22 protein-coding genes and 1 pseudogene are annotated in these 24485 nt (G+C 38.9%); 1 reads left to right on the plus strand and 22 read right to left on the minus strand.

What is annotated here, in order from left to right; all coding sequences use genetic code 11:
* Positions 1-40: 40 nt before the first annotated feature.
* The 8 genes from glmM to BSHG_RS17715 form a co-directional block, all read right to left on the minus strand.
* Positions 41-1429 (minus strand): phosphoglucosamine mutase, encoded by a 1389-nt coding sequence (glmM, locus tag BSHG_RS17750; RefSeq protein WP_005791020.1) that lies wholly within the window; start codon positions 1427-1429, stop codon positions 41-43.
* Between the two features lie 36 nt (positions 1430-1465).
* Positions 1466-2110, minus strand: coding sequence for a DUF4827 domain-containing protein (locus BSHG_RS17745; RefSeq protein ID WP_008657631.1), 645 nt, complete (start codon positions 2108-2110; stop codon positions 1466-1468).
* Between the two features lie 142 nt (positions 2111-2252).
* Complete coding sequence (locus tag BSHG_RS17740; RefSeq protein WP_005791024.1) at positions 2253-3284, minus strand: DHH family phosphoesterase; 1032 nt, start codon at positions 3282-3284, stop codon at positions 2253-2255.
* A 51-nt stretch (positions 3285-3335) separates the two neighbouring features.
* On the minus strand, positions 3336-5435 hold the full coding sequence (locus tag BSHG_RS17735; RefSeq protein ID WP_008657634.1) for a ComEC/Rec2 family competence protein: 2100 nt from the start codon (positions 5433-5435) through the stop codon (positions 3336-3338).
* 9 nt (positions 5436-5444) lie between these two features.
* Positions 5445-6095: a ribulose-phosphate 3-epimerase gene (gene rpe, locus BSHG_RS17730; protein ID WP_005791028.1), complete on the minus strand. Its 651-nt coding sequence runs from the start codon at positions 6093-6095 to the stop codon at positions 5445-5447.
* A gap of 163 nt (positions 6096-6258) precedes the next feature.
* Positions 6259-7233 (minus strand): methionyl-tRNA formyltransferase, encoded by a 975-nt coding sequence (gene fmt, locus BSHG_RS17725; RefSeq protein ID WP_014299412.1) that lies wholly within the window; start codon positions 7231-7233, stop codon positions 6259-6261.
* Between the two features lie 94 nt (positions 7234-7327).
* The gene (locus BSHG_RS17720) at positions 7328-9118 is read right to left on the minus strand and encodes a chloride channel protein (protein ID WP_032497022.1); all 1791 of its coding nucleotides are present in this window, start codon (positions 9116-9118) and stop codon (positions 7328-7330) included.
* Positions 9118-9681: an L-threonylcarbamoyladenylate synthase gene (locus BSHG_RS17715; protein WP_032497316.1), complete on the minus strand. Its 564-nt coding sequence runs from the start codon at positions 9679-9681 to the stop codon at positions 9118-9120. Before BSHG_RS17715 ends, BSHG_RS17720 begins: the two co-directional genes overlap by 1 nt.
* Positions 9682-9760: 79 nt before the next feature.
* Between BSHG_RS17715 and BSHG_RS17710 the strand changes: the two genes are divergently transcribed.
* Positions 9761-10195, plus strand: a complete 435-nt coding sequence (locus tag BSHG_RS17710) for an acyl-CoA thioesterase (RefSeq protein ID WP_008657645.1) — start codon at positions 9761-9763, stop codon at positions 10193-10195.
* Between the two features lie 49 nt (positions 10196-10244).
* Here the strand turns inward: BSHG_RS17710 and BSHG_RS17705 are convergent, their stop codons facing one another.
* From BSHG_RS17705 to BSHG_RS17650, 14 genes and pseudogenes are all read right to left on the minus strand, one after another.
* Positions 10245-12317, minus strand: coding sequence for an LruC domain-containing protein (locus BSHG_RS17705; protein WP_008657646.1), 2073 nt, complete (start codon positions 12315-12317; stop codon positions 10245-10247).
* Positions 12318-12480: 163 nt separating this feature from the next.
* Positions 12481-12645: pseudogene (locus tag BSHG_RS21135) on the minus strand (PD-(D/E)XK nuclease domain-containing protein); the annotation flags it as partial.
* Positions 12646-12918: 273 nt separating this feature from the next.
* The gene (locus BSHG_RS22925) at positions 12919-13011 is read right to left on the minus strand and encodes a smalltalk protein (RefSeq protein WP_151874071.1); all 93 of its coding nucleotides are present in this window, start codon (positions 13009-13011) and stop codon (positions 12919-12921) included.
* A 24-nt stretch (positions 13012-13035) separates the two neighbouring features.
* A complete protein-coding gene (locus BSHG_RS17700) occupies positions 13036-13515 on the minus strand; it encodes an HU family DNA-binding protein (protein WP_005817585.1) in 480 nt (159 codons plus the stop codon).
* Positions 13516-13835: 320 nt separating this feature from the next.
* Positions 13836-14420 (minus strand): N-acetylmuramidase family protein, encoded by a 585-nt coding sequence (locus tag BSHG_RS17695; RefSeq protein ID WP_008657647.1) that lies wholly within the window; start codon positions 14418-14420, stop codon positions 13836-13838.
* 131 nt (positions 14421-14551) lie between these two features.
* Positions 14552-15139: a sugar transferase gene (locus tag BSHG_RS17690; protein ID WP_005795339.1), complete on the minus strand. Its 588-nt coding sequence runs from the start codon at positions 15137-15139 to the stop codon at positions 14552-14554.
* A gap of 31 nt (positions 15140-15170) precedes the next feature.
* Positions 15171-16394, minus strand: coding sequence for a DegT/DnrJ/EryC1/StrS family aminotransferase (locus BSHG_RS17685; RefSeq protein WP_005786175.1), 1224 nt, complete (start codon positions 16392-16394; stop codon positions 15171-15173).
* A 111-nt stretch (positions 16395-16505) separates the two neighbouring features.
* The gene (locus tag BSHG_RS17680) at positions 16506-17696 is read right to left on the minus strand and encodes a glycosyltransferase family 4 protein (RefSeq protein WP_005817588.1); all 1191 of its coding nucleotides are present in this window, start codon (positions 17694-17696) and stop codon (positions 16506-16508) included.
* Positions 17693-18838, minus strand: coding sequence for a non-hydrolyzing UDP-N-acetylglucosamine 2-epimerase (gene wecB / locus BSHG_RS17675; RefSeq protein WP_032497326.1), 1146 nt, complete (start codon positions 18836-18838; stop codon positions 17693-17695). Before wecB ends, BSHG_RS17680 begins: the two co-directional genes overlap by 4 nt.
* 37 nt (positions 18839-18875) lie before the next feature.
* Positions 18876-20081, minus strand: a complete 1206-nt coding sequence (gene wecC, locus BSHG_RS17670; RefSeq protein WP_005817590.1) for a UDP-N-acetyl-D-mannosamine dehydrogenase — start codon at positions 20079-20081, stop codon at positions 18876-18878.
* A gap of 37 nt (positions 20082-20118) precedes the next feature.
* Positions 20119-20907: a glycosyltransferase family A protein gene (locus tag BSHG_RS17665; protein WP_008657663.1), complete on the minus strand. Its 789-nt coding sequence runs from the start codon at positions 20905-20907 to the stop codon at positions 20119-20121.
* Positions 20908-20925: 18 nt separating this feature from the next.
* On the minus strand, positions 20926-21993 hold the full coding sequence (locus tag BSHG_RS17660; protein WP_008657664.1) for an EpsG family protein: 1068 nt from the start codon (positions 21991-21993) through the stop codon (positions 20926-20928).
* Positions 21994-23244: a hypothetical protein gene (locus BSHG_RS17655; RefSeq protein WP_008657665.1), complete on the minus strand. Its 1251-nt coding sequence runs from the start codon at positions 23242-23244 to the stop codon at positions 21994-21996.
* The gene (locus BSHG_RS17650) at positions 23216-24481 is read right to left on the minus strand and encodes an oligosaccharide flippase family protein (RefSeq protein WP_005817594.1); all 1266 of its coding nucleotides are present in this window, start codon (positions 24479-24481) and stop codon (positions 23216-23218) included. The genes BSHG_RS17655 and BSHG_RS17650 overlap by 29 nt, the downstream gene beginning before the upstream one ends.
* Positions 24482-24485 lie beyond the last annotated feature (4 nt).

A 24485-nucleotide genomic window follows, 5' to 3' on the forward strand; every position in this document is an offset into this window, starting at 1 on the left:
ATCGTTACCAATACAGCCTTTCGTATATTTATTAAATGACTTACTTAGCCAATTCGTTGATTACGTTCATAATCTTCTGCCCGATCTCCTCAGCAGCCTCCATAGTCGATGCTTCGCTATATATACGGATGATCGGTTCGGTATTACTCTTACGCAAGTGTACCCACTTATCGGCAAAGTCAATTTTCACACCGTCAATATCATTGATCTCTTCATTCTTATAGATATCTTTCACTTTAGCAAGAATGGCATCTACATCGATTTCCGGAGTCAGATCGACACGGTTCTTGGCAATGAAATAAGGAGGATAAGTTGCACGCAACTCACTAACCTTCTTACCTTCGTGTGCCAAATGGCTAAGGAATAATGCGATACCTACCAAAGCATCACGTCCGTAGTGACTGGCTGGATAAATCACTCCACCGTTTCCTTCACCACCGATCACGGCATTTGTTGCTTTCATCTTGGTCACTACATTTACTTCGCCTACAGCAGAAGCATTGTATTCCATACCATATTTGCGGGTTACGTCGCGCAAAGCACGGGTAGAACTCAGATTGGATACAGTATTGCCCGGAGTATGTTTCAATACATAGTCTGCCACCGTAACCAGTGTATATTCTTCACCATACATCACACCGTTTTCGCAGATCATCGCCAAACGGTCTACGTCCGGGTCAACGACAAACGCTACATCAGCTTTTCCACCCTTCATCAGGTTCATGATATCTCCCAGATTTTTTTCCAACGGTTCCGGATTGTGGGCAAAGTTTCCGGTCGGTTCACAATAGAGTTTTTCGACGTGTTTCACCCCCAGACGTTCCAACAATTCGGGCAGGATGATACCTCCTACAGAGTTCACACAGTCGATAGCCACTGTGAAATCAGCTTTTTTGATAGCCTCAACGTCTACCAAATCGAGTGCCAATACACTGTCGATATGTTTTTTATTATAGGTCAAGTCTTTGCGATAAGATCCCAAATGATCGACATCCGCATAATCGAACTCCTCGGCAGCAGCAATACGAAGTACTTCTTGCCCTTCGGCTGCATTCAGGAATTCTCCATGCTCATTCAGCAATTTCAATGCATTCCATTGTTTGGGGTTATGTGATGCAGTCAGAATGATACCGCCACAAGCCCCTTCCATTGTAACAGCCAGTTCGGTTGTCGGAGTAGAAGCAAGATCGATATCAACTACGTCCCAGCCCATACCCATCAAGGTACCGACTACGACATTCTTTACCATCTCACCGGAAATGCGGGCATCACGGCCCACTACTATCTTGTTACTTTTTGATTTGCATGTTTTGCGAATCAAAGTGGCATAAGCCGACGTGAATTTTACAATGTCAAGCGGGTTCAGTCCTTCGCCTGCGCCTCCGCCAATGGTTCCACGGATACCAGAGATAGATTTGATTAGAGTCATAGGTTGTTGTTTTAGAAAATTGGTTATTTAGTAGTTTTAGTTCAATGCTTTCTGAAATTTACGAATATCGTAGAAATAGGGGTTTACATATTGATTTGCACTCTGATGTCCCATCTTCGAAGGTACAATCATTCTCACATGGGCATAATTGGTAACATACTTTAAAGCAAGCAGCCATCCGGGAGGAACATCCGTCGTACCATATTTGGCATACATCGACCCCTCTGTAAATACACCGGCTACTGAAGTACCGTTATCCACATAACGGAAAACGTCCGGATAAGTATAGTAATTCGGGTAATTTTCAAAACCGGGAAGCACCACATTGAAGCAAGTGGTATCGTTCGCCTTGATGTCGTGCTCTACAAAGCGTACGGCTACAATATTGTTATTCTTGATAGAGTCATTTTCCGGTTTATCGGTAACTATACCCTTATCCACAATTTGCATGTAGACTCCGTTTGAGAAAGCCACGTATTCGTTCTTGGTCGTATCCGTTTTATATCCGTTTGCTTCAAAGTCACTCTCGGAAATAGTCTGGATATTGTGTTTTTTAATAAAGGCGTTTACTGCGTCTTTCTCTTCATCCAGCATTTCAGCATAAGTCTTCGAATTGTCGCAAGCCTGGAACATATATCCAAAGGCTAACAAGGAAAAAAATAACAATAGAAGTTTTTTCATTTCTGTATCTTAAGTATATTCCGTACAAATGTATTTTAAATTAGTCGAATCTTTAGATTTAAAAGCAGAAAGTTCAAGTCTTTTAACCTTTGACTTTCAACTTTTAACGGAAGAGCGATGAGCCAACCGTCAACTTACCACTTTATTCTTTCAAAAGTGGTTTATATTTCTCCAATGCTTGTTCAAACACTTTTACAGCCTCTTCCATAGTACCGTAAAATTCCCCTCCGGACGCATTGAGATGCCCGCCGCCATTGAAAAATTCCGCAGCTAACCGATTACAAGGAAACTTACCTACTGAACGGAGAGAAATCTTAATCATTTTCTTTTCAGTGTCCTCACGTAGAAAACAAGAAAAACAGACATTCTTGATAGACAGAGGTATGTTGACAAACCCCTCGCTATCCCCTTTGATATAATCAAATTTGCCCTGTTCTTCCTTTGTCAGTGAAATAAGGGCGGAATTGTAATCTTTATACACCTTCATATTCGATAACACATATCCCATCAGACGCAAACGGCTTTCGGAATAAGTATTGTAGACTTTCCGGTAAATATCATCTTTATCGATTCCTTTTGAGAGTAACTCGCTGATGATGAAATATATTTCACGATTATTAGAGTTATAAGTGAACCCTCCTGTATCTGTCATCATGCCCGTATAGATACATTCGGCTCCTTCTTTGGAGATATCACTAAAATATCCCATCCGGCAAATCAATCGAAACACCAGTTCGGAAGTAGAGGAAATCTCAGGATGTGAAATGGTGATTCTGCAAAAATCTTCAGGATAAAGATGGTGGTCTATCATTATTTTGCGCCCCGGTGAAGCGGCCACTATATCACTCATTTCATCAATACGCTTCAGCGCATTAAAGTCAAGACAACAAATGACATCCGCCTCCATAATCAGCTTGTCGGCAAATTCCTGGTAACGGTCATACAGCAAAATATCCTTACTACCCGGCATCCATTTCAAAAAATCGGGAAAAGCATTGGGGACAATCACATTAACAATTTTATCTTGAGAATCCAAAAAATGATACAATCCCAATGATGAACCAATGGCATCTCCATCAGGTGACACATGAGATACAATTACTATTTTGTCGGCCCGTTCAAACCATTTGGTAAAATGATCAATATGAGCCTGAGCAATCACTTTAGTCAGCATAACTTGTTTGTATAAATATTGAGTTGGCAAAAATACGATAAATCTTTGTACTTAGAGCAAAAACCTCACAGAACCTTCGTCGGAAAGGGAGATAAAATGCAACCCTAACCGACGACATTCTTCACTATAAGCCTCTTTATAATAAGCAGACAGAGAAGAATCCAAAATAACTTCCCGGCAATGAAACAAACCTACCAATGACTCCAACTTCCCTGTATAGCCTTTGCATACATACAAATAATCTATGTTTAACGATTCAGCAACGGTTTTGTTCCGCCAACGATTGTCACTAACCATACAAATACGTTTATTACCGAACATAAGCAAATGATCCTGCATCCAAAAACCGGACGAATGAAAATTGTCTGTTATAGCAACCGGAACATCCAGATGCAGTCTATTCCAATATCCGGCTACTGCACGCGAAAGCCGTCTTTCATCCGGAATGCTGTCCGCATAAGCCAACCACGACTTGCCACAAGCTTCGATACAATGCACCACCGGACATCCCCGGACATTATAGAAAACAATGCTTTGCACCGGACGGTCCATCATTCTGCTCACCCAATGAAAACTTCCCATAGCCAAGATACAAATACCAAAAACATATAAACATTTCAAACTGCGCACTACTTTATAACGTATACCGATCAACAAGACCAGATAAAAAGCAAAAGCTTCTGTCGGATAGATCCAGACACGATCTATAGATGCCAACGGTAAATGTTCCACCCAACGGACCATAGTATTCAACCAATCAACAAGAGATCTCACTACCACTGAACATCCTGTATAAAGCATAGGAAAAGGGGTGAGTACCAGCAATGCGACCGTTGCATACATGATGCCTGAAACAAGTGGAATTACCAACAGATTAGTCAACAAAAAATGAGTAGGAAATCTGGAGAAATACAATAAAACCAAAGGAGCAGTACCTATTTGTGCAGCAAGCGAAACACTCATTAATGCCCATACCTTCTTTAACAAGCTATTACCGACCGGCAATTGGCGGAACAGCCAGGGATATAATAACAGAATAGCTGCAACTGCTGAAAATGAAAGTTGAAATCCTACATCGAACAGCCAAAAAGGATGAACCACTAACATGATACATGCAGTCAATGCAAGTGTATTGAGTGAAATACCTGTACGCCGGGATAAAATCGACAAAGCCAACAGTGAAAACATGATAACGGAACGGACGACCGAAGGAGAGAGACCGGTAAAAAAAGCGAATCCCCACAATGCGGTAATTATCACTACCGCACGAAAAAGTCTCACACCAAAAGCATTCCCTGGCAGCCACTTCAGAAAAAACAGAAGCATCATATACAGAAACCCGATATGAAGTCCGGAAAGTGCCAGTACATGACTGGCTCCCGATACAGAGTAAGTTTCCCGAATATCTTCGCTCAACTCCTCCTTATAACCTACCGTAAGTGCGGCAAGTACGGCAAATTCATCCGGATTAAACTTCAAAGCACGATATTGGTCAAGAATCCGATCCCGGTATTCCAATGCAATCTGCCTGCATGATCGGGAAAACCGATATCCGGTAATTTTCCAATTCCCACTTGCAACAAAAGCAATCCCGCTAATCCCTTTGTAGCGCAGATAACGCGCATAATCAAATTCATCGGGATTACCATTATTTGAAGGTGGAGATACATGGGCAAAAAATATTAACTCATCCCCACTACGTAACCCTTCGGACAATGAATCCTTCGATATATAAAGCAAAACTTTTCGATTTACCGGCATGGTGCACACTGAATCCTGCCTTTCCTCCAAAAATGCCCGACAAAGGAAGCTATGTTCCTTCGGCTCCGGTTGTTCCAACACTACAGCCCGGTAAACACATTTTTGTTCCGAAAAAGAATAAAGCGTCTGTTGCAAAGCCTGATTTATTCCACCTGCTCCGCCAAAAAACACGAACAGGTACAAAATACAGCCGAACATCCAACGTAAAGAGTAACGGTGAGAAAAATAAACGACTAGGAGCAGAAGAAATAATCCTGCCAGCCCTCCTGCCAGCACGCCCTTCGAAACACAGACTCCCCTAAAAAACAACCCATTGCCAACAAGAAAGCCTGCTATCAGAGGGAATAGCAGGCGTATAAAAGGATATCGGTGTAAATACTGAAAGTTCACAAGACGGCTCTACAGCCCTTTCATGGCGTGAATCATTCCTTCCGGATTCTCAGCAGCAAAGATAGCATTTCCTGCCACCAATGCATCTGCCCCGGCAGCTATCAGACGGGCGCCTGTTTCCAGATTTACCCCTCCATCAACTTCGATCAGTGCTTTAGATCCGGTACGCTCAATCAGTTCACGAAGCTCTTTCACTTTCTCTACCGAGTGTTCAATAAATTTTTGTCCGCCAAATCCGGGGTTCACACTCATAACCAGCACCATATATACATCCCGGATAATATCCTGCAACAGGGTTATCGGAGTGGCCGGATTGATAGTGACCGCTGGTTGCATACCAGCTTCACGAATCTGTTGCACGACCCGGTGTAAGTGAGGACATGCCTCGTAATGCACATTCATGATGTGGGCACCCAATGCCTTCACTTCAGGAATAAACTTTTCCGGATTGACTATCATCAGATGTACATCCAACGGCTTTGAAGTTAACTTAGCTACATATTTCAGTACCGGAAAGCCGAAAGATATGTTCGGCACAAATACTCCGTCCATAATATCAATGTGTACCCAGTCTGCTTCACTACGGTTGATCATCTCAATGTCCTTTGCCAGATATGCGAAATCTGCAGAAAGGATAGAAGGGGATATAATTGGTTTCATATTCATCATTCTTAAAATAATAGCACAAAATTAACAAAAAAACATCAGGGCTCCCCCTCAATAACAATTTATTTGGCAGAAATTCTTTTTCTGCTATTTCAAATTCATAATTATAATCAACGGGATCGGCTCATATCCCAAAAGGATAATGCACTATCTGTTATTACACAGCCTTCATCTTAAATGCTTCAGTCAGATAGAATCCACGTAAAAGTTCATCTGTCTTCAGTCTCTTTTTACCTGGCAACTGCAACGAAAGGACATTTACAAATCCATCCGGCACAGCCACTCTCAAAAAGTTTTTTCCATCAGTAACAATGCTTCCGGGAGCCAACGTATGCACCTTTGGCAACTTCTCACTCTCAAAAATTTTCACGACAACCGCTTCCCCTTCCGGATTCACCAACTCACTCCATGCAGCCGGATAAGGCGAAAGCCCACGAATAAAATCATAAACCCGTTTCACCGGCTGATTCCAGTCAATTCGGCAGGTCTCTTTAAAAATCTTCGGAGCCGGACGAAGTTCGCCTGCCACTGCCATTTCTTCCTGAGGAATTGATTTCACCTTTCCCTCCAGAATAGCGTCTACAGTTTCTATAACCAACCGACCGCCCAAATGCATCAACTTGTCATGCACAATCTCTACATTGTCCGTATCGGCAATGGGAATACGTACTTGCTGGATTACTTCCCCCGTATCTATTTCATGTTTCAGGAAAAAAGTAGTAATACCTGTTTCGGTGTCTCCGTTGATCACTGCCCAGTTTATAGGCGCTGCTCCACGGTATTGCGGAAGCAGAGAAGCATGGAGATTAAAAGTTCCCAGACGTGGCATATTCCATACCACTTCCGGCAACATACGAAAAGCTACAACAATCTGTAGATCGGCTTTCCACTCACGTAACGCCTGAATGAATTCTTCATCTTTCAGTTTTTCCGGTTGCAGCAAAGGCAGTTGATGATCCAGTGCATATTGCTTTACCGGAGAATACTGAATTTTATGTCCGCGACCGGCAGGTTTATCGGGCATCGTAATCACTCCAACCACATTATAACCGCCTTCAACCAGACATTGCAGGGCTTCCACGGCAAAGTCCGGAGTCCCCATATATACAATTCTTAAATCTTCTTTCTTCATAATTTATAAGTTATGAGTTTCACACTGCAGATTACGAAAGTAACGAATTGCCTGCAAAGCACACTATCCGTTACATACGGCCATCGCCGTTCCGTCAATCTTCCGAGAAATGTACCAATACCTGGCGATATGAATTAAATATCTTAGATTTGGATACAAATCCCAGGTATTTGCCCTCTTCATTGACCACAGGTAAGTTCCATGCTTTTGTATCGTCAAAAGTCTGCATCACCTGTTCCATGCTATCTGTATCATACAGACGGGCAGGGACCGAGGTCATCAGTTTACTAACGGTAAAACGATGATAAAGTTCCTGACGGAACATGATGTTCCTGATATCGTCCAGTAGCACGACGCCCAGCAAGACCCCGTCTTTATCCGTCACAGGAAACATATTACGATGCGAAGTTGAAATCGCCTTCACCAATTCGCCCAGATCCATTTCCGGACGCACGCTGACAAAGTCAGTTTCAACCACATTTTCAACTTTCATCAGTGTCAATACAGCTTTATCCTTGTGATGGGTCAGCAACTGTCCCTTTTTAGCCAAACGCATAGAGTAGATACTATGCGGTTCAAACACGATGATTGTCAGATACGAACTGACCGAAACAATCATCAGAGGCAGGAAGAGGTCATATCCGCCCGTTAGCTCGGCAATCAGGAATACTCCAGTCAGAGGTGCATGCATGACTCCACTCATAACCCCTGCCATTCCCATCAACGCAAAGTTCTTTTCGGGCAAAGTCGAGGTAAAGTCAAAATCATTGCTAAAGTGCGAAAACACAAAACCGGCAATACATCCCAGATACAGCGAAGGTGCAAAAATACCGCCACATCCGCCTCCACCGTTAGTCGCACTCGACGCAAAGACTTTCAACAGAATGATCAGCACCAAATAGACCAGCAACAGATTACCGTATCCATAAAACAACGAGTTATTCAGTACCGTATCCCAGTCGGCATTGCTCACGCCGTTCAACAATAGTTCGATCGTATCGTAACCTTCACCATACAAGGGTGGAAAGAGGAAGATGAGCACACTCAGCATCACACCTCCCAATGCCAACTTCTTATATGGATTGGAGAGTTTGCCAAATACTCCTTCCACAGAGTTCATAGCGCGAGTGAAATAAAGCGATACCAATCCGCAAAAGATTCCCAAAAGAATCACATAAGGAATACGCTCCAATTCAAAAGGCTGATCCAGATGAAATTTAAACATAGCCTCCTGTCCGGTCGTAATATACGAAACAGTGGCAGCCGTGACAGCCGAAATCAGCAATGGTAATAAAGACGACATGGTAAGGTCGATCATCAGTACTTCCAGCGTAAACACCAGTCCGGCAATAGGCGCTTTAAAAATACCTCCGATGGCACCCGCCGCTCCACAGCCTACCAGCAACATCAGTGTACGGTGCTCCATCTTGAACATACTTCCCAAATTCGACCCGATTGCCGATCCGGTCAACACAATAGGTGCCTCGGCTCCTACCGATCCGCCGAAACCGATGGTAATGGCACTGGCAATGGTCGACGACCAGATATTATGTCTTTTGATACGCCCCTGCCTCCTCGAAATTGCATAAAGAATCTTCGTAACTCCATGGCTGATATCATCCTTTACGATATTGCGCACAAACCATCCTGCCAGAAAAATACCGACCACCGGATAAACCAGATACAGGTAGTTGGCCTCCGTCGTATTAAAGTTATCTGTCAGGAAATTCTGTATCGTATGAATAAAGAATTTTAGGAGCAGTGCAGCAATGGCAGTAAAAATACCGACCAGAAAACTTAAAATGAGAATAAACTGCTTTTCTTTGATTTTATTCTCGCGCCAGATAATAAAGCGCTGTAATAAACTTATCTTTTCTTTTTCCATCATTCGCGAATAATCTTGATCACTCCACCTTTATCCAGTTTAATGATACTCGATGGTTTAGGACGACTCATATCATCTTGTCGAAAATTGACAATGTAATCCACCGACGATTTTATTTCTTCGCTGATTTCATTAAAATTGGCTGCTCCCGGTTGTCCGCTGACATTGGCAGATGTCGAGACAATCGCTTTGCGAAACTGCTGGCACAAACGACGGGAAAACGCCTCGTTTGTCACCCGGATGCCTACGCTTCCATCCTCTGCAAGCAGATTTGAAGCCAGGTTGCGGGCACCGGAATAAATGATAGTTAATGACTTATCGGCAACCTCAATCAAATCCCAAGCTACCGAAGGAACATCCTGCACATAGAATTCCACTTTCACCGGCGAGTCTACCAATACCAGCATCGCCTTGCTGTCAGCACGTCGTTTTATCTCATACACCCGGCGCACAGCGTCTTCATTGGTAGCATCACAGCCAATTCCCCAAACCGTATCGGTGGGATAGAGAATCACCCCGCCTTCGCTCATCACTTGACAAGCTTTTTTAATGTCTTCTATCATTTCTTGATCTATTTCTTGTGAGAATAACGTGCAAAAATACTAATTTTGCCCAATAATAACAAAGGTTAAGAGAAAACAAATGGAAGAAATCGAATTTCATCACAGTTTACCTATACAACTACGATTCAACGACGTAGACAAATTCGGACACGTCAACAACACCGTCTATTTTTCATTTTACGATCTCGGCAAAACAGAATATTTCGCTTCTGTATGCCCGGGAGTCGACTGGGAAAAAGACGGCATTGTAGTCGTACACATTGAAGCCGACTTTCTGGCACAGATTTTTTCATCGGACCACATTGCCGTACAAACCGCAGTTTGCGAAATCGGAACCAAAAGCTTTCATCTGCTGCAACGGGTCATCGACACCGAAACAATGGAAGTGAAATGCATCTGTCGTTCGGTCATGGTGACATTCGATCTGGAGAGACACGAATCCAAGCCACTGACCGAAGAATGGATAAAGGCAATCTGTCGGTTCGAAGGGAGAGACTTAAGAAAGAAAAAATAAATAATCCTCCGTAGATACCTTTTTTCTACGGAGGATTTTGTTTTTCTCCTTAATATAAGAATTCCTTATTCACGTTCCCCGACACACTCGCGTCAAACCAGGAAAGATTGGATTGATCAAGCACCCATTTCTCATAATTAGGATATGCTTTCGTAATGATAACTCTTTCCTTGGGATAATTCCAGGCCGGTGAAGAGTCTTCCTTCCGTGGGAAATCAAGAGCCCATGGATATCGGTTATCCATACGATAATAAACTTCAGCCCCAGGATCCGATCTGTCATTTTCTGTCCCGAAGAGTGAAGTGTCGGCATGTTTTGTCGGCTTATAATCTACCAGATGTATTTCTCTTTGACGGCTGTTGACAAAAATAAACGGATTAAACTTCTGAGTTAACAAGCTGCTGACAGGAGTCTTCAGTCGTACGGTTACTTCAACCGGAATAGCGGAAACTCCGACCACCGCACCCTCCGTATTCACATATCCTTCAGTCGTACCGAAAGCAGTATTAACATCATTCCAGACAATAAAAGTGGCCCGGTCATTACCCTCTTCAAGTGTAGCACCTTCCGACTTTGCTTTGTCGATATTGTCAGCCGAAAGCGGCAGTTCGATGCCTACACCGATATGCGTCCATGAAGCTGCTCCCTTTGCAATCGGCGTGAAAGTCAACTTTAGAGCAGTAATCATATTATTATCCCCTTTCTCCAACTCATAACTGTAATTCATCACAAAATCGTTGAAGTCATAGTCCCCCATCTTAGGCCACTGGTCTTCAAAGGCCAATGTACCGTAAACAGCCTCCGATGGAGTAAATTCATCGATCACCGGAATGTCTTCTTCCGGTTTTATGGCAGATACCGGTGATGCGGTAAGCTTTATCATCACATCATTAAAATCATAATCTGTTTTTGGATCATCATAAGGGCGAATATCAAAGCCCATAATGCAACAGTTATAATCGGGCACATTTCGAATCACCGCATTCGTCCTTTTCGTTGCATTCAAAGATGGGGTAGAGTAATAAAAGCCATTAACATCTCCATTCGGGAAGGTCTGATTCTTGAACTTATAGGAACTTTTTGAATTCACTCCTCCATTGGCAGCATTTACATTAGCTATATTCAATCCGTCACGTGCCACAGCAAAACCGATACGTGCACCTTTCGGGAATACCTTACTATATTGTTTTCCGTCCCAATACAACAATTGTACTTTTAAACCCGAAGGACACTTTTGCTGATGAGTATTCGGAAGTAACAAAGTCATACGATGTCCCTGTATATCTTCACGTCTGCCAAGCTCCCCTTCCTGGTAGCTATAATAAGCCAACACATTGTAGACGGTCGCATTATTTACATAAAATCCACCATCACCGACATACGTAGCCCACACTTCCGCTCCCAATTCGTCAGTCACCACCAGATCAGAGCTCTTTTTCAAATCCACATCCTGCACATTCTTCTGTTCCGGATACCAACTATTCATTAAATTTAGAAACTTAGCAGATAATTCCTCTTTCGTAACAAGCGGAGAAGCATTCAAAAGTGGTATACCGTCTTTTCCAATCTCCGAATCAGTATAAGGGCTATACAATTCATAAAGATTGCTTAGTTTCTGGTCGACGGGAACATCCAATCCTGTTTCACTCCGGGTAGCAACCATACGGGTAGTAGCAGTCTTGATTTGAAAGACTGTTGCAGTCAAGTTGCACGTCATCGAAGGTTGCACATCCATCTCCTGCACTCCGGGATAACCGGCTGTCAACGAAGCGACATACAACTTATCACTGTTTGCCGGAACAGAAATAGTAGCATCAATCTGCCCATTCCCATCTGTATAGCCCATATAGAGAGGCTTACCGGAAATAATCCCGTCTTCTTCATAAGGCTGTTGAAGATACACTCCAACCCCTATCCCCTCAGCAGCTTTTCCATCTGCCCGGGTAACAGATATATGAATCTGTTTATCGGATCTCAAAGCGAATTTGAACGATAGGTCCAACTCTTCCGTTTCGCCAGGATCCTCCCCCGACGGTTCATACAAATCTTTCTCATTTACACATGCTACACAGCAAAGTGCTATCAGCAGTGCATACTTCAGCAATGATACATTTCTCTTCATAAGACGATGTTTGTCTGTTTGTGTAAGGTTACTATATTCAGTAAATTAACAACCTAACTTGAATACAAAAATAACAAAAAAACAGAAACTTACAAAATCTAATCATCTTAATGTAGATTTTATTCTTTTTATATCAATTTATGTAGCCATGTGAAGCTTACAGTCAGTCCACGATCCAACTATCAATATTCCTTGTTTTCGAGCTAAAGTTCACTCCTGCCTTTATCAGTTGGCGGGAATCATTGGCAAACGGAACGGCATATCCCTTTTCTTCTATCTGTTTCAAAGCCTCTTCCGCACTCCCGTCAAATTTGAACTCCATCACATGCTACCCCGCATTTTTCATCCTCTAAACTGAAGATTTAGAGGTTTTCAAATGCGAATCTATATAAAAGTAATTATCATCTCGCAAACTTTCAAAGTTCTGTATCCCAATCGGGTAAAGTTTAGCCATAGCGTATTCCTATTAATGGCTTCACTCACAAATATACAAGATTATTCCTAATTACCGATTCCGTAAACCATATAATAAAATGCCGCTATCCATTCTTTCAAACAGACAACGGCATTTATTATTTCAACCGAAATGATCGGCTGACCGTCAAAGTAATCCCTGACCTCCTATTATCCCGGCAATAGCACTTGCCACAGCAATGATTACTTTCAAAAAGATGTTCCAATTATTTTTCCTCATATTCTAATCCTATAGAACCGCTAACTACGCAGTCGGATCATCTACTATGTCTCCATCACCACCTCCGGAACCATTATTGCCCGAAGCACCGATTCCACTCGCTTTCTGGAACTCAACACCCTGAAACAAAGCCCGGGTAGTACCGATAGCCGCAGGACGAGTATATTCAGGAGTAAAATGACAAAGAAGGGCTGTCACCTGATTCGGGTTCACCTCTTCCTCTTTGTCCACTCCCCTTCCTCGTGTACGCGCTTTCATCGTAAAAGTACCCAATCCGTCCAGACGTACCGTCTTACTGTCCAGCAATGCACTACGCATCGCTGTCATCAAGTTACGAACCACATTATGCACATCACCCGGAGTCAACGACGATTTTTCCGCAATCATCTCAGCCAATTGCTGAGTAGATACCACCTTGCCTACCTTCACCAAGTTCAAGTGCCATTTCTTATCACCGGACTTAGTTGCCATAGTCGATTTTACTGCCTTATAAAATAATGCCATATTCCTACATCTCCTTTTTTTAATGTTATTACTACTGATTTTATCCACATTGCGTTGATCAACATTGCAAAGGTGAACATTTGCAGGAAGATGACAAAAGAAAACAAGGCATCCGGATCAAGTTATACAGAATAAGTTATAATCATCACATTATCAGTGCTATTACTTATTTTTTTCTTATACATCTACTTCACATACTCTGCTATTGTCCGATTGTTCATATTATACCCGTTTAACGAAATATCCCCGGTTTTATACCTGACATGGCATAAAACCGGGGACGAAACAAAAATCTATACTCATTAGGGCATATCTCTTTTCTACTTCGTAAATCTCCGATAAGCCTCTTCCAGTTTTTTATCGTACTGATTCTGAGCATATCCGGGACCATTATATCTTTTGGCAAAACCGGTCCAGTCTTTCCGCTCCAGATTGGGCCGTAACTCAGCAAGTTTAATGAACCTGGCAAATGCCTCCAGTTGCTTATCTTCTCCGGAACACATATCTTTCACCATTTCATCTACACTGCCGTACCCGCACATCACATAGTTAAAGCCCATCACCTGAAACATTCCCCATGAAGTGGAAGCGTCAGCAGCTTCTTTATGTATTTCTCGGGCCTTTTCCAGACGTTCATACTCTCTTATCCCTCCATAATAATGTTCTCTCCTCCAACTGGGATAAAGAATATTTTCATTACCGACAACATACCTCTCCGGATCAAGTCCCCGCTTCTTGAGTTCTCTCCAAAAGATGTGACCTTCAAATAAAATTATCGGCCTCCCCGGCGCCACAAAGCCCCCACGACCACCGGTTTCAACTGTCTGTACGGCTTTTACCACTGCCACTTCAACGCCAAGCCAATCTGCCACACGCTGAAAATCATTCTCTGTTAAGTTTTCCATGAGTAATTAGATTTATTTGATTTATACCATTCTGATCATTAGTACTTTCTGGAACTACTACTTCTTCTTTCTCACGTAATAAGGTACAAAAACAAAAAGAAGGATTTTCCCCACTTTCTTTAAAAACATACCTAACGAATGATGCTCCAAAATGTCAGAAATATAATTTTAAAATATTCCTTCACCGAACGATTACAGATATATTTCATATTATACCGTATCTTATCGGGCATAATCTGTTCTATATATGCTCTGTCAGGATCCGAAGCCTCTCCAAGAATCATATTTTCATCTACATACTCAATAGAAGCATAATCCGTAATCCCCGGACGTACACTCAATACTTTCTTTTGTTCATCGGTATATAAATCCACATACTTACGAACCTCAGGACGAGGCCCTACCAGACTCATATCTCCTTTCAGTACGTTAAACAACTGAGGCAATTCATCCAATTTATACTTCCGGATCAGGTATCCGGTACGAGTTATTCTCGGATCTCTCCCTCCTACCGTTATCAACCCCTTTTTATCAGCCCCTACACGCATCGAACGAAATTTATAAACATAAAAATCCCCTCCGTACCTTCCCACACGGAGCTGTTTATAGAAACCACCTCCTTTACTCTCGAGACAAATGGCTATATAAAGAAGAAGAAAAACGGGAGAAAGCAGAAGAATTCCCAAAAGGGAAAAAACGATATCAAAAAAACGGATCAAGAAACTTATCTATTTAGTGTTTGTAAATATACTATCGGTTTTCTGCAATCACGGTCGCATAGGCCGCCTTTACAGTTTCAATAATGAAATTCAATTTTTCACTATCCAATTGGGGATATATCGGCAATGATATCTCGCTCTTAAAGTTCTGATAAGCCTGTGGATAATCCTTTATATCATATCCCATCGATTTGAAGAACGACAACATCGGCATCGGTATAAAGTGCACATTGACAGCCACTTCACTTTTAGCGATTTCATCAATCATCCGGTCTCGTTGTTCTTCGGTAAAGTCCTTAATACGCAAAGCATAAATGTGATAAGAGCTTTCCTTTTCCCCATCCACAGAAGGCGGAACGATGGCCCAGTCACAAGCCGAAAAAGCATCGCTATAAGCATTAAACACCCGCTTTCGTTCTTTCAGCAATTCCGGATATTCTCGTATCTGTGCCAGTCCTATGGCGGCATTTACATCGGCCATATTGATTTTCATCCCGAAACCGACAATATCATAACGCCATCCTCCGGCTTTAGATTTCGAAAAAGCATCCTTGGTCTGGCAGTTCAAGCTTGTCATCCGTAGCTCTTTATACAACTCCGTATTATCGAACGGCTTAGGCAGATTCAGGCAAATGGCCCCACCTTCGGCAGTAGTCACATTTTTCACGGCATGAAGTGAAAAGATAGCCACATCAGTTTCACAACCGGTACGCTGACGGCTACTGTAACGTGCTCCCAAAGAGTGGGCAGCATCATTCATCACCAAGATGCGTCCCAATTTTTCTTGCACAGGAGATTCCGAACGGAACAGTTTTACCATTTCTGGTTCCTGCACCAGTGCCATGATTCTTTCATAATCGCAGGGAAAACCAGCAATATCTACGGGTATAATCGCCTTTGTTTTAGGAGTAATAGCTTTACGAACAGCCTCCACCGAAATATTAAAATCAGTTCCGGAATCCACCATTACCGGTTTGGCTCCGGCATGGAGCACTGCCAATGCCGTTGCACTATAAGTATAGGCAGGAACAATTACTTCATCGCCCTCCTTCACTCCCAGCCAACGCAACATCATAATAGCTCCTGATGTCCAGGAATTGACACAAAGTACTTCTTTTGCTCCCGAGAAAGATTTTATTTCTTCCTCCAAAGCCTTCACTTTCGGACCGGATGTGATCCAACCGGAACGTAACGAATCAACGACTTCGTTGATGACCGCCTCGTCAATATAAGGTGGTGAAAATGGTATTTTCATAAATAAGTTATTATGAATAATATAAATAATGTCAGATGCTCTATAATAAGTAATTTCCACTAATAAAAATACAATATTGAGCAAATGAATATGCTGAAAAATAATAAAATATTAAGTATTCAATTGAGAGAGGTATTGAAATAGTGCTTTAATCTGTTTAGGTCTATTAAATAAATTTTCTGCTGCATTTTTACAATTTTCTCTTTTTTGTAACATATCAATATCATTTGAGCGAATTAATTTTATATTTTCAATTAATTTCTCATAGTCTCTTGAACGAGAAACCCAACCTAAACAATTTTCCTCAATTATGCGCTGCCCTTCTCCTTCACCAGCAAATAAGATGGGAACTCCTGCAGCCATAGATTCATAAATTTTTGAAGGAACAGCTCCGAATATATTTTTCACTAAAGGTATTAAAGTAACATCAGCCTGTTTTAATAAACTTGGTATCTCATCACGCGAAACTCTACCATGAAAGGAAATACCTCTTTCTGAATTAGTTAGCAAGAACTCTTCTATTAAATGTTGCTCACCCCCGGCACCATAAATATGAAATTCAGTTCCTAATGATTTAAAGTCTATTTTTTGACAAATCTCTAAGATGCCTTGAGCAACCCCCAAAAGTCCGGCATATACAATAATAAGATTACCATTCGTCCTTTTTTTATTTGGAATATTCTGGAAACGTTCTGGTGTAACCCCATTTCTAAAAAGATATGTTCGAGATGCACCATGTTGAGAAATATAACTAACAATTTCTTGAGATTGCCCCATACATGCTACAGATTTCTTATATAAAAAATATTCTAATTTCTCAAGCATACAGTAAATTACTCCATCAGTCAAAACCCCTAACTCCCTTGCAGACAAAGGCCATAAATCAGATATATTCATTATCATTTTGGACTTACAAACCTTCGATAAGAAATATCCACTCAATCCCAATGTCAAAGGAGGACTTTCAACTATTATAAAATCAAATCTTTTTTTTCGAACGTATTTCAAGGAAAACAAAACCGAGAAAGAAAAAGATAGCATACTTAAAACACGAGGTAAAACACGTTTTACATTAGATGCAAACAACCAAAACCTAAATATATCAATCCCATCCAAATTCTCTTTACAGAACCATTTACCACTATATTCTTTAAATATTTTTCCTGTAGGATAATTTGGCATACCAGTAATAACAGTAATATCTGCACCAAATTTTTTAAGTCCGACAGCCATTTCATAAAGCCGATTTTGAGGTGCCCCCATTTCCGGCTTATAATATTGAGTTAAAATTGCAATTTTCATCTAAGTACATCAACAATTCGACCAGAAGCTTGACCATCTCCATAAGGATTGACAGCTTTACTCATTTTATCATAATAGATCTGGTTATCTAACAAAACAGAAACCTCACTAACTATTTTATTATAATCTTTACCTACTAGTTTCACTGTTCCGGCTTCTAATGCTTCCGGTCGTTCTGTTGTATCACGCATTACCAGCACAGGTTTACCCAATCCGGGAGCCTCCTCTTGAATACCTCCACTATCAGTCAACACAATGGTTGACTTTTCCATCAAGTAAACAAATGATAGATATTCCAGAGGTTCTATAAAAAAGATATTAGGAAGCTGATTCTCACCGAAAACTTCATAAATAGGTTTACGGACATTAGGATTTAAATGCATTGGATATATAAAATCCACATCCGGATATTTTTCAGTTAAAGTTTTTATTGCCTTACAAATTGAAACAAACCCATTACCAAAGTTTTCACGACGATGTCCTGTTATCAATACCAGCCGCTTACCTTTATGTAATCGATTTACATCGTAACCTGCCAATAATAATACTTCACTTAGCTCTTCATTCAAGAGTTTATCTTTTTTTATCCTATCTACTACCACATGAAGAGTATCAATTACAGTATTACCTGTAACAATTATTTTTTCATCTGCTATCCCCTCTCGCAACAGATTCTTCCGACTAAGCTGTGTAGGAGAAAAATGAAAAGTCGCAATACGCCCTGTTATCTGACGATTCATTTCTTCAGGCCAAGGACTATAAATATTAAATGTACGCAACCCGGCTTCCACATGCCCGACAGGTATTTGTTGATAAAAAGCTGCAAGAGCGGCTGCTGTGGAAGTTGTAGTATCACCATGTACCAACACAATATCCGGAAGAGTTTCTTTCAATACCTTACGCATTCCAATAAGTACGCGTGAAGTCACATCATACAAATCTTGCCCTGATCGCATTATATTTAAATTATAATCAGGAGTTATATCAAAAAGATGTAATACTTGGTCAAGCATCTCTCGATGTTGGCCAGTAACACATACAATTGTTTGAAATGCTATCGAATCTTTTTGAAATTCTTTTACTAAAGGAGCCATTTTAATAGCTTCCGGACGAGTGCCAAAAACCAACATTACTTTTTTCATACGTATGTAAATGATATAAGTTTTAGTAAAAATAATCCTACTTTTTATAAATACCACAAAAATCCAGAATTACCTTTTTATTATCATATGGTAAAGACTTAAACGCCGAATGAGCTACTAAAAAAACCACAATATCTGCTTTCTCGTAAGCTTTCTTATAATCAGTCAACTTAAAAACTTTATGTTCGGCAACATTGGGCTCCACTATTAATAAATCAGCATTATTACAACTTTGCATAACCTTTGTAGTAATATACTTTGCCGGAGCTTCACGTAAATCATCAATATCCGGTTTAAAAGCTAGTCCCATCATAGCAATAGTAGGCCTACGATGGTGTTCCAATTCAAATCTCAGCATTGCATTTTCTACTTTCTCTGCACACCAAAATGCCTTATAATTATTTATCTCACGCGCTTTCGCTATTAACTGGGACTCTATCGGAAAATCTGCTGTTATAAAATAAGGATCCACCGCAATACAATGCCCCCCAACACCACAACCCGGCTGTAGAATATTCACACGAGGGTGTTTGTTTGCCAAAGAAATCAACTCCCAGACATTAATACCGGCTTTGTCACAGATTAGAGAAAGCTCATTTGCAAATGCGATCTGTACATCACGTGAAGAATTTTCTGTCAACTTACACATCTCTGCAGTTTTACAATGGGTCCGATGAAGTGTCCCCTGTACGAATTTGCTATAAAATCCAATAGCTTTATCAGTAGAAACCTCATCTATTCCTCCAACTACACGATCATTATGAACCAATTCATAAATAACATTTCCCGGCAATACACGCTCAGGACAGTAAGCAATATAAATTTTATCTTTTAACTCCGGGCGAAGAGCAAATATTAAATGAGCCATCATGTTTGTAGTACCAACAGGAGAAGTAGACTCAATAACATACAAATCTCCTTCCTTTAGCAATGGAATTACAGCACGTGTTGCAGCTTCGACAAAAGAAACATCCGGCTCATGATTTCCTTTAAAAGGAGTAGGGACTACTATAAAATAAGCATCACTAACCTCTGGTGCTGTGGATGCTTTTAATAATCCGTTACCAACTACTTCTTGAAGAATCTCTTGCATACCGGGCTCTATTATGTGTAATTGACCTTGATTAGTCATATCTACAACAACAGGATTAATATCAACCCCGATAACCTGAATACCATGTCTAGCCGCAATGATAGCTGTAGGAAGACCTATATAACCAAGACCCATGAAACATGCTTTCATAATCAAATTAATTTATATATTATTTTTAAACAAACTATCAAATTTTATTATATCCAATTAAAAAATTCTTTGCAAATAAAAATGGCGATATGTATTTCCAGTAATTCTTTAAATAAACTATTCCCATTAATAATAGAGAAAACCGTCCATATAGACGTTTCATTAATGCAGCATGATATTGAATAAACTCATTGTCATGTCGTACCAATTTTCCTGAAGATTCGAACGGATGTTGAGATATATAAACAGGATAGTATCTTACATTCATCCCAACATTCAAACAATCCATTATAAACACAGCTTCTTCACCTCCATAAGCAAACAAAGAACTCCCAAGCCCAAATCTTATATCAAAAATGATATTGAATCGCAAAACACTAGATCTTTTCACGACTATTTCAATACTACTGATTTTAGTAACATTCCATTTCTTAATTGCCCGACTATAAGAACCATATGATTTATAATCTACATTTGTATCTGTTTTTATTTTACCAATGCAAACATCCAAACTTGAATCTTTAAGAAAAATATCTTTTACTGTATCGATATATTGATATGTATATTTGACATCATCGTCAGCAATAAAACAAATATCACCTTTGGCACGAGTAAAACAAGCATTTCGGTTTAAAGAAAGTCCCTTGGATTCTATGTGAAAAACAGTAACATCTTCACGCTTCAACTCTAAAGGGATGTAATTATAATCACTATTTGTAATTTGGTGGGAAACAACGTAATGAATATCTTCTCGATAATCGAGTAATACCTCTTTAACGCGGTTTATGCCTTCATTAAATGTACAGATAAGAATATCAATATTCATAAAAAAGATCTATGTGCATCAGTTGAAAAAATAAGAATTATACAAATATTCTCCTTTAGCAAAAAGAGTTACTTTTAATGCATATACCATAAATATAAAAAGTAATAATGACAAAAATTTAAAAGTAGATTGACGTTTCAACGTAATAATCAAATAGACTAATGGTATACACATCAAAAATTCAAAATACATACCAAACCGATTAGTAAGAGACAAATTTAAAGCCATTAATCTAACTGAAAAAGAAATAATGCCAATGACAAATAAATATCGATGGAAACAAGGAATTTCTAAAAATTTTACTTTTCCTATTGAATACATAAATATGGGAACAAAAGCGTATTTTATAAGTTTATCATTAATTCCCACTTCCTGTATATAACCATTTTCTATATAACCATCATAAAACGAATATTCCATAATAAATCCAATAAAACTATTATAAAGGGGAGCAGCACTTATAATCACGCCTACAATAATAATCAAATATAAAATTTTAGGAGTTCGGATATTCTTCAAGAAGAAAAACAATAATAAAAATAAAGACAGTAATAAAGCAGACTTATGAATAAGTACTGAAGCAAGCATCAAGAGACTCATGACAATATAATTACGATTTAACATTTTCAACACGGATAATGTAAAAAAATACATAGCAAAATATTGTCGTATACCATTCATTTGATTATTAAATATTGTTGAAAAACAAATATATACAACAAATAAAACCCAAATATTCTTATTGGAAACAATCAATTGTGATATATAAAAATACAGTATAGCCTCAATAAAGACAATCACTAGAAGTATTCCTTGTCCGTATATTCCAATATTATGACAAGACTGAATTAAAAAAACGAATAACAATTCGCCATTATCAATATATCTGGACAAGCCTTCTCTACCTACAAATAATTTCATATAAGAGAAATAGTCTGTACCTACATTATATTGTCCACCTATAATTATTACCCAAAGCAATATAATAGGTGTCAAGAGGAGATAATACTCGTGTAATTTTGTAGAATATTTTCCTAAGAAATAAAAGTAAGCCTGAGAATAGAACAAAAAAAACAGATAAACCACTTAGGATAACTTTAAAGAATACAAGTGTCTGCCTCTATTATAAATCGAATCAAAAAAAATCTCTTCCCCATTAAATGTCCACTTAGGATGTAAATCACATCTCATCTCCCGGCTATACAATAGCGAATGATGAAAAGTGCCCAAACATAAGTTCTTATTCGTTAAAAAATTATACAACAATAAATATTGAGTACATGAACTATCAGGATACGAATCTGTTACTAACAGCCCATTCTTTACGGTAGGATGTCCATCACCGAATGACTGAAGTTCTGTGTTTTGTACAGGAGTAATTTTAACGGGATATAAGTCTATCACGTAATACAGATCCCCGATACCAAAACGTCTCATATAGACAATGATCCGTTTATTATCGATCCAACTATAATGACTTACCATATCGTTATCACTTAAAAGAGTTATTTTCTGTGATTCGAATTCATAAAGAAAAAATCGGTCTATTTTTTTACCGTTAATAAAAAAACGATGAAGAAAAATAAATCTTTCTCCATCTGGAGAAAACATTATATGATTTACCTTATGTGAAGTAACTTCTTCAATATCATAACGAATTGGAAAAGTTTGTAACAATCTCTCTATAGACAATAGCAAGGTACAGGAATTACGCTCTAAATCTATTATATAAACGCCATCATCACTTATATCTTCCAACTCCTCCTTACTCATTGCGACATTAAAATACCCATAATCCGGACGTAAAATAGCCAAACGATTAAAATTCAAAGATAAAGCCTTATTATTACAGACATCATAAACAGGATAATCTACAAGAGTGCTTATATTCGTTTGCACATCATACAATTCTGAATAATATCTTTTTTTAACAAAATCATAATTATTAAATATAAATCTATACTTTTCTATCCATTGGACCTTAGAACCTTGTTGCCAATTATATGCATATATCAAAAAACGCTTCACTATTACATTATTAATACAATCAAAAACAATTAGATTTATCGGTCGATTAGGGTCTGGTTTCTTTTTTGTGGGATGAGAGGTTGAGTAATAAAGAATATATTCACCTGTTTCATTTTTAGGAGATTTATCATAATATCCAAAAAATGTTTCATTTTTCCCATCCTCATATCTTACCAGTTCATACTTACTATCCACATACTTAAAACTAATATGAGGCAAGTATTTAATAAACGATAGTATCAGATTTATAAAGTGCATCAAACAAGGATACTTTTTGATCTCAGACTTCAACCATTTTACAATCACCATTGGAATAATATTTTTTAGAATAGACAAAAGCAAATATAGTTATTAAAGACACTAAAATAAAATTAGATATTAATGCAATAACAGCAGCAGCTTGAGCACCATAAAGAGGAAGATAAATATAATTTAAAACAATATTTATGACCAATGGAGTAAGATATATCAGAACTCTTTTTTTATACCACGCTCCACTTTCTAATATCTGAGAACCCCATACGGCAAATAAACGCATTGGCAGATACCACACCAAAAGATTCAATAACAAAACAGAATTACTATAGGCTCTTCCATATAACAATTCTATAATAGAATCAGAAAGAAATGTTACCAATAAAGCACACAAGATTACAAAGATGGTAAGATAAGTAATATACTTCAATAGCTTCATCCGGAAACTTCTCAGATGTATTTTCTGAACTGAATTAGGAAATAGTGACGTAGACAACGATTGAATAAAAACAATACCGATCTGAACCATTTGCCAAGCAACACTATAATATCCTACTTCGGTAGAGCCACAAATTACATTCAGCATCTGAATATCAATTTTCAAGGAATATATATATATGATAGACACAATTCCGAAATAAAAAGATATATAAAATATTTTTCTAATGTACGGTATATCGATTATAAATTGATACCGATATCCATAACGCCTCTTCAGCCATTTCATTTTAAATAATATAGAACATAAAAAGCCTAACAAAGTAGATACGACCAAATTAGTTAGTTGTAAGCCAAATAGAACATTTAGTAAAATAAAACTTCCTATGTAAACTACAATTTTCACTAACTCGCCAAGTGCAACAAACTTTAATTCTTGCTTAACCCAAAAAAAAGAATAGCAATGATCTTCCAATGGCTGCAATAATACCATTATTGCAAGAATCATTATCAAATGAAAATTAACCGTATCCCAATATAAAAAATAACAAATGGTAATGCAAAAGACAAAAGAAATAATACTAAAAACAAATCTGGCAGGAAGAATTTTATTAAAAAGCCCTATTTGATTATCCGAATTTCGTGAAGCCTCCCTTACAATTGCCATTTGAAGACCAAATGTAGCAAAAATCAAAAAAAGCCCTAAATATTCTGTAGAAGAAGAAATATACCCATAACCATTCGGACCTAATATCCGTGCAACATAGATATAAAATAAAAAAAGTACGATTTTAGTTATCAAACTCGAAGAGACAAGATATACGATGTTACTGAATACTTTATTTTTTATCATATCG

Source organism: Bacteroides sp. 3_2_5, assembly GCF_000159855.2.
Lineage (GTDB): Bacteria > Bacteroidota > Bacteroidia > Bacteroidales > Bacteroidaceae > Bacteroides > Bacteroides fragilis.

What these genes read in the sequence shown, in the direction of transcription:
- glmM (WP_005791020.1), bottom strand. Translation starts at nt 1,429, where the DNA reads ATGACTCTAATCAAATCTATCTCTGGTATCCGTGGAACCATTGGCGGA.
- BSHG_RS17745 (WP_008657631.1), bottom strand. Translation starts at nt 2,110, where the DNA reads ATGAAAAAACTTCTATTGTTATTTTTTTCCTTGTTAGCCTTTGGATAT.
- BSHG_RS17740 (WP_005791024.1), bottom strand. Translation starts at nt 3,284, where the DNA reads ATGCTGACTAAAGTGATTGCTCAGGCTCATATTGATCATTTTACCAAA.
- rpe (WP_005791028.1), bottom strand. Translation starts at nt 6,095, where the DNA reads ATGAAACCAATTATATCCCCTTCTATCCTTTCTGCAGATTTCGCATAT.
- fmt (WP_014299412.1), bottom strand. Translation starts at nt 7,233, where the DNA reads ATGAAGAAAGAAGATTTAAGAATTGTATATATGGGGACTCCGGACTTT.
- BSHG_RS17720 (WP_032497022.1), bottom strand. Translation starts at nt 9,118, where the DNA reads ATGGAAAAAGAAAAGATAAGTTTATTACAGCGCTTTATTATCTGGCGC.
- BSHG_RS17715 (WP_032497316.1), bottom strand. Translation starts at nt 9,681, where the DNA reads ATGATAGAAGACATTAAAAAAGCTTGTCAAGTGATGAGCGAAGGCGGG.
- BSHG_RS17710 (WP_008657645.1), top strand. Translation starts at nt 9,761, where the DNA reads ATGGAAGAAATCGAATTTCATCACAGTTTACCTATACAACTACGATTC.
- BSHG_RS17705 (WP_008657646.1), bottom strand. Translation starts at nt 12,317, where the DNA reads ATGAAGAGAAATGTATCATTGCTGAAGTATGCACTGCTGATAGCACTT.
- BSHG_RS22925 (WP_151874071.1), bottom strand. Translation starts at nt 13,011, where the DNA reads ATGAGGAAAAATAATTGGAACATCTTTTTGAAAGTAATCATTGCTGTG.
- BSHG_RS17700 (WP_005817585.1), bottom strand. Translation starts at nt 13,515, where the DNA reads ATGGCATTATTTTATAAGGCAGTAAAATCGACTATGGCAACTAAGTCC.
- BSHG_RS17695 (WP_008657647.1), bottom strand. Translation starts at nt 14,420, where the DNA reads ATGGAAAACTTAACAGAGAATGATTTTCAGCGTGTGGCAGATTGGCTT.
- BSHG_RS17685 (WP_005786175.1), bottom strand. Translation starts at nt 16,394, where the DNA reads ATGAAAATACCATTTTCACCACCTTATATTGACGAGGCGGTCATCAAC.
- BSHG_RS17680 (WP_005817588.1), bottom strand. Translation starts at nt 17,696, where the DNA reads ATGAAAATTGCAATTTTAACTCAATATTATAAGCCGGAAATGGGGGCA.
- wecB (WP_032497326.1), bottom strand. Translation starts at nt 18,838, where the DNA reads ATGAAAAAAGTAATGTTGGTTTTTGGCACTCGTCCGGAAGCTATTAAA.
- wecC (WP_005817590.1), bottom strand. Translation starts at nt 20,081, where the DNA reads ATGAAAGCATGTTTCATGGGTCTTGGTTATATAGGTCTTCCTACAGCT.
- BSHG_RS17665 (WP_008657663.1), bottom strand. Translation starts at nt 20,907, where the DNA reads ATGAATATTGATATTCTTATCTGTACATTTAATGAAGGCATAAACCGC.
- BSHG_RS17655 (WP_008657665.1), bottom strand. Translation starts at nt 23,244, where the DNA reads ATGGTGATTGTAAAATGGTTGAAGTCTGAGATCAAAAAGTATCCTTGT.
- BSHG_RS17650 (WP_005817594.1), bottom strand. Translation starts at nt 24,481, where the DNA reads ATGATAAAAAATAAAGTATTCAGTAACATCGTATATCTTGTCTCTTCG.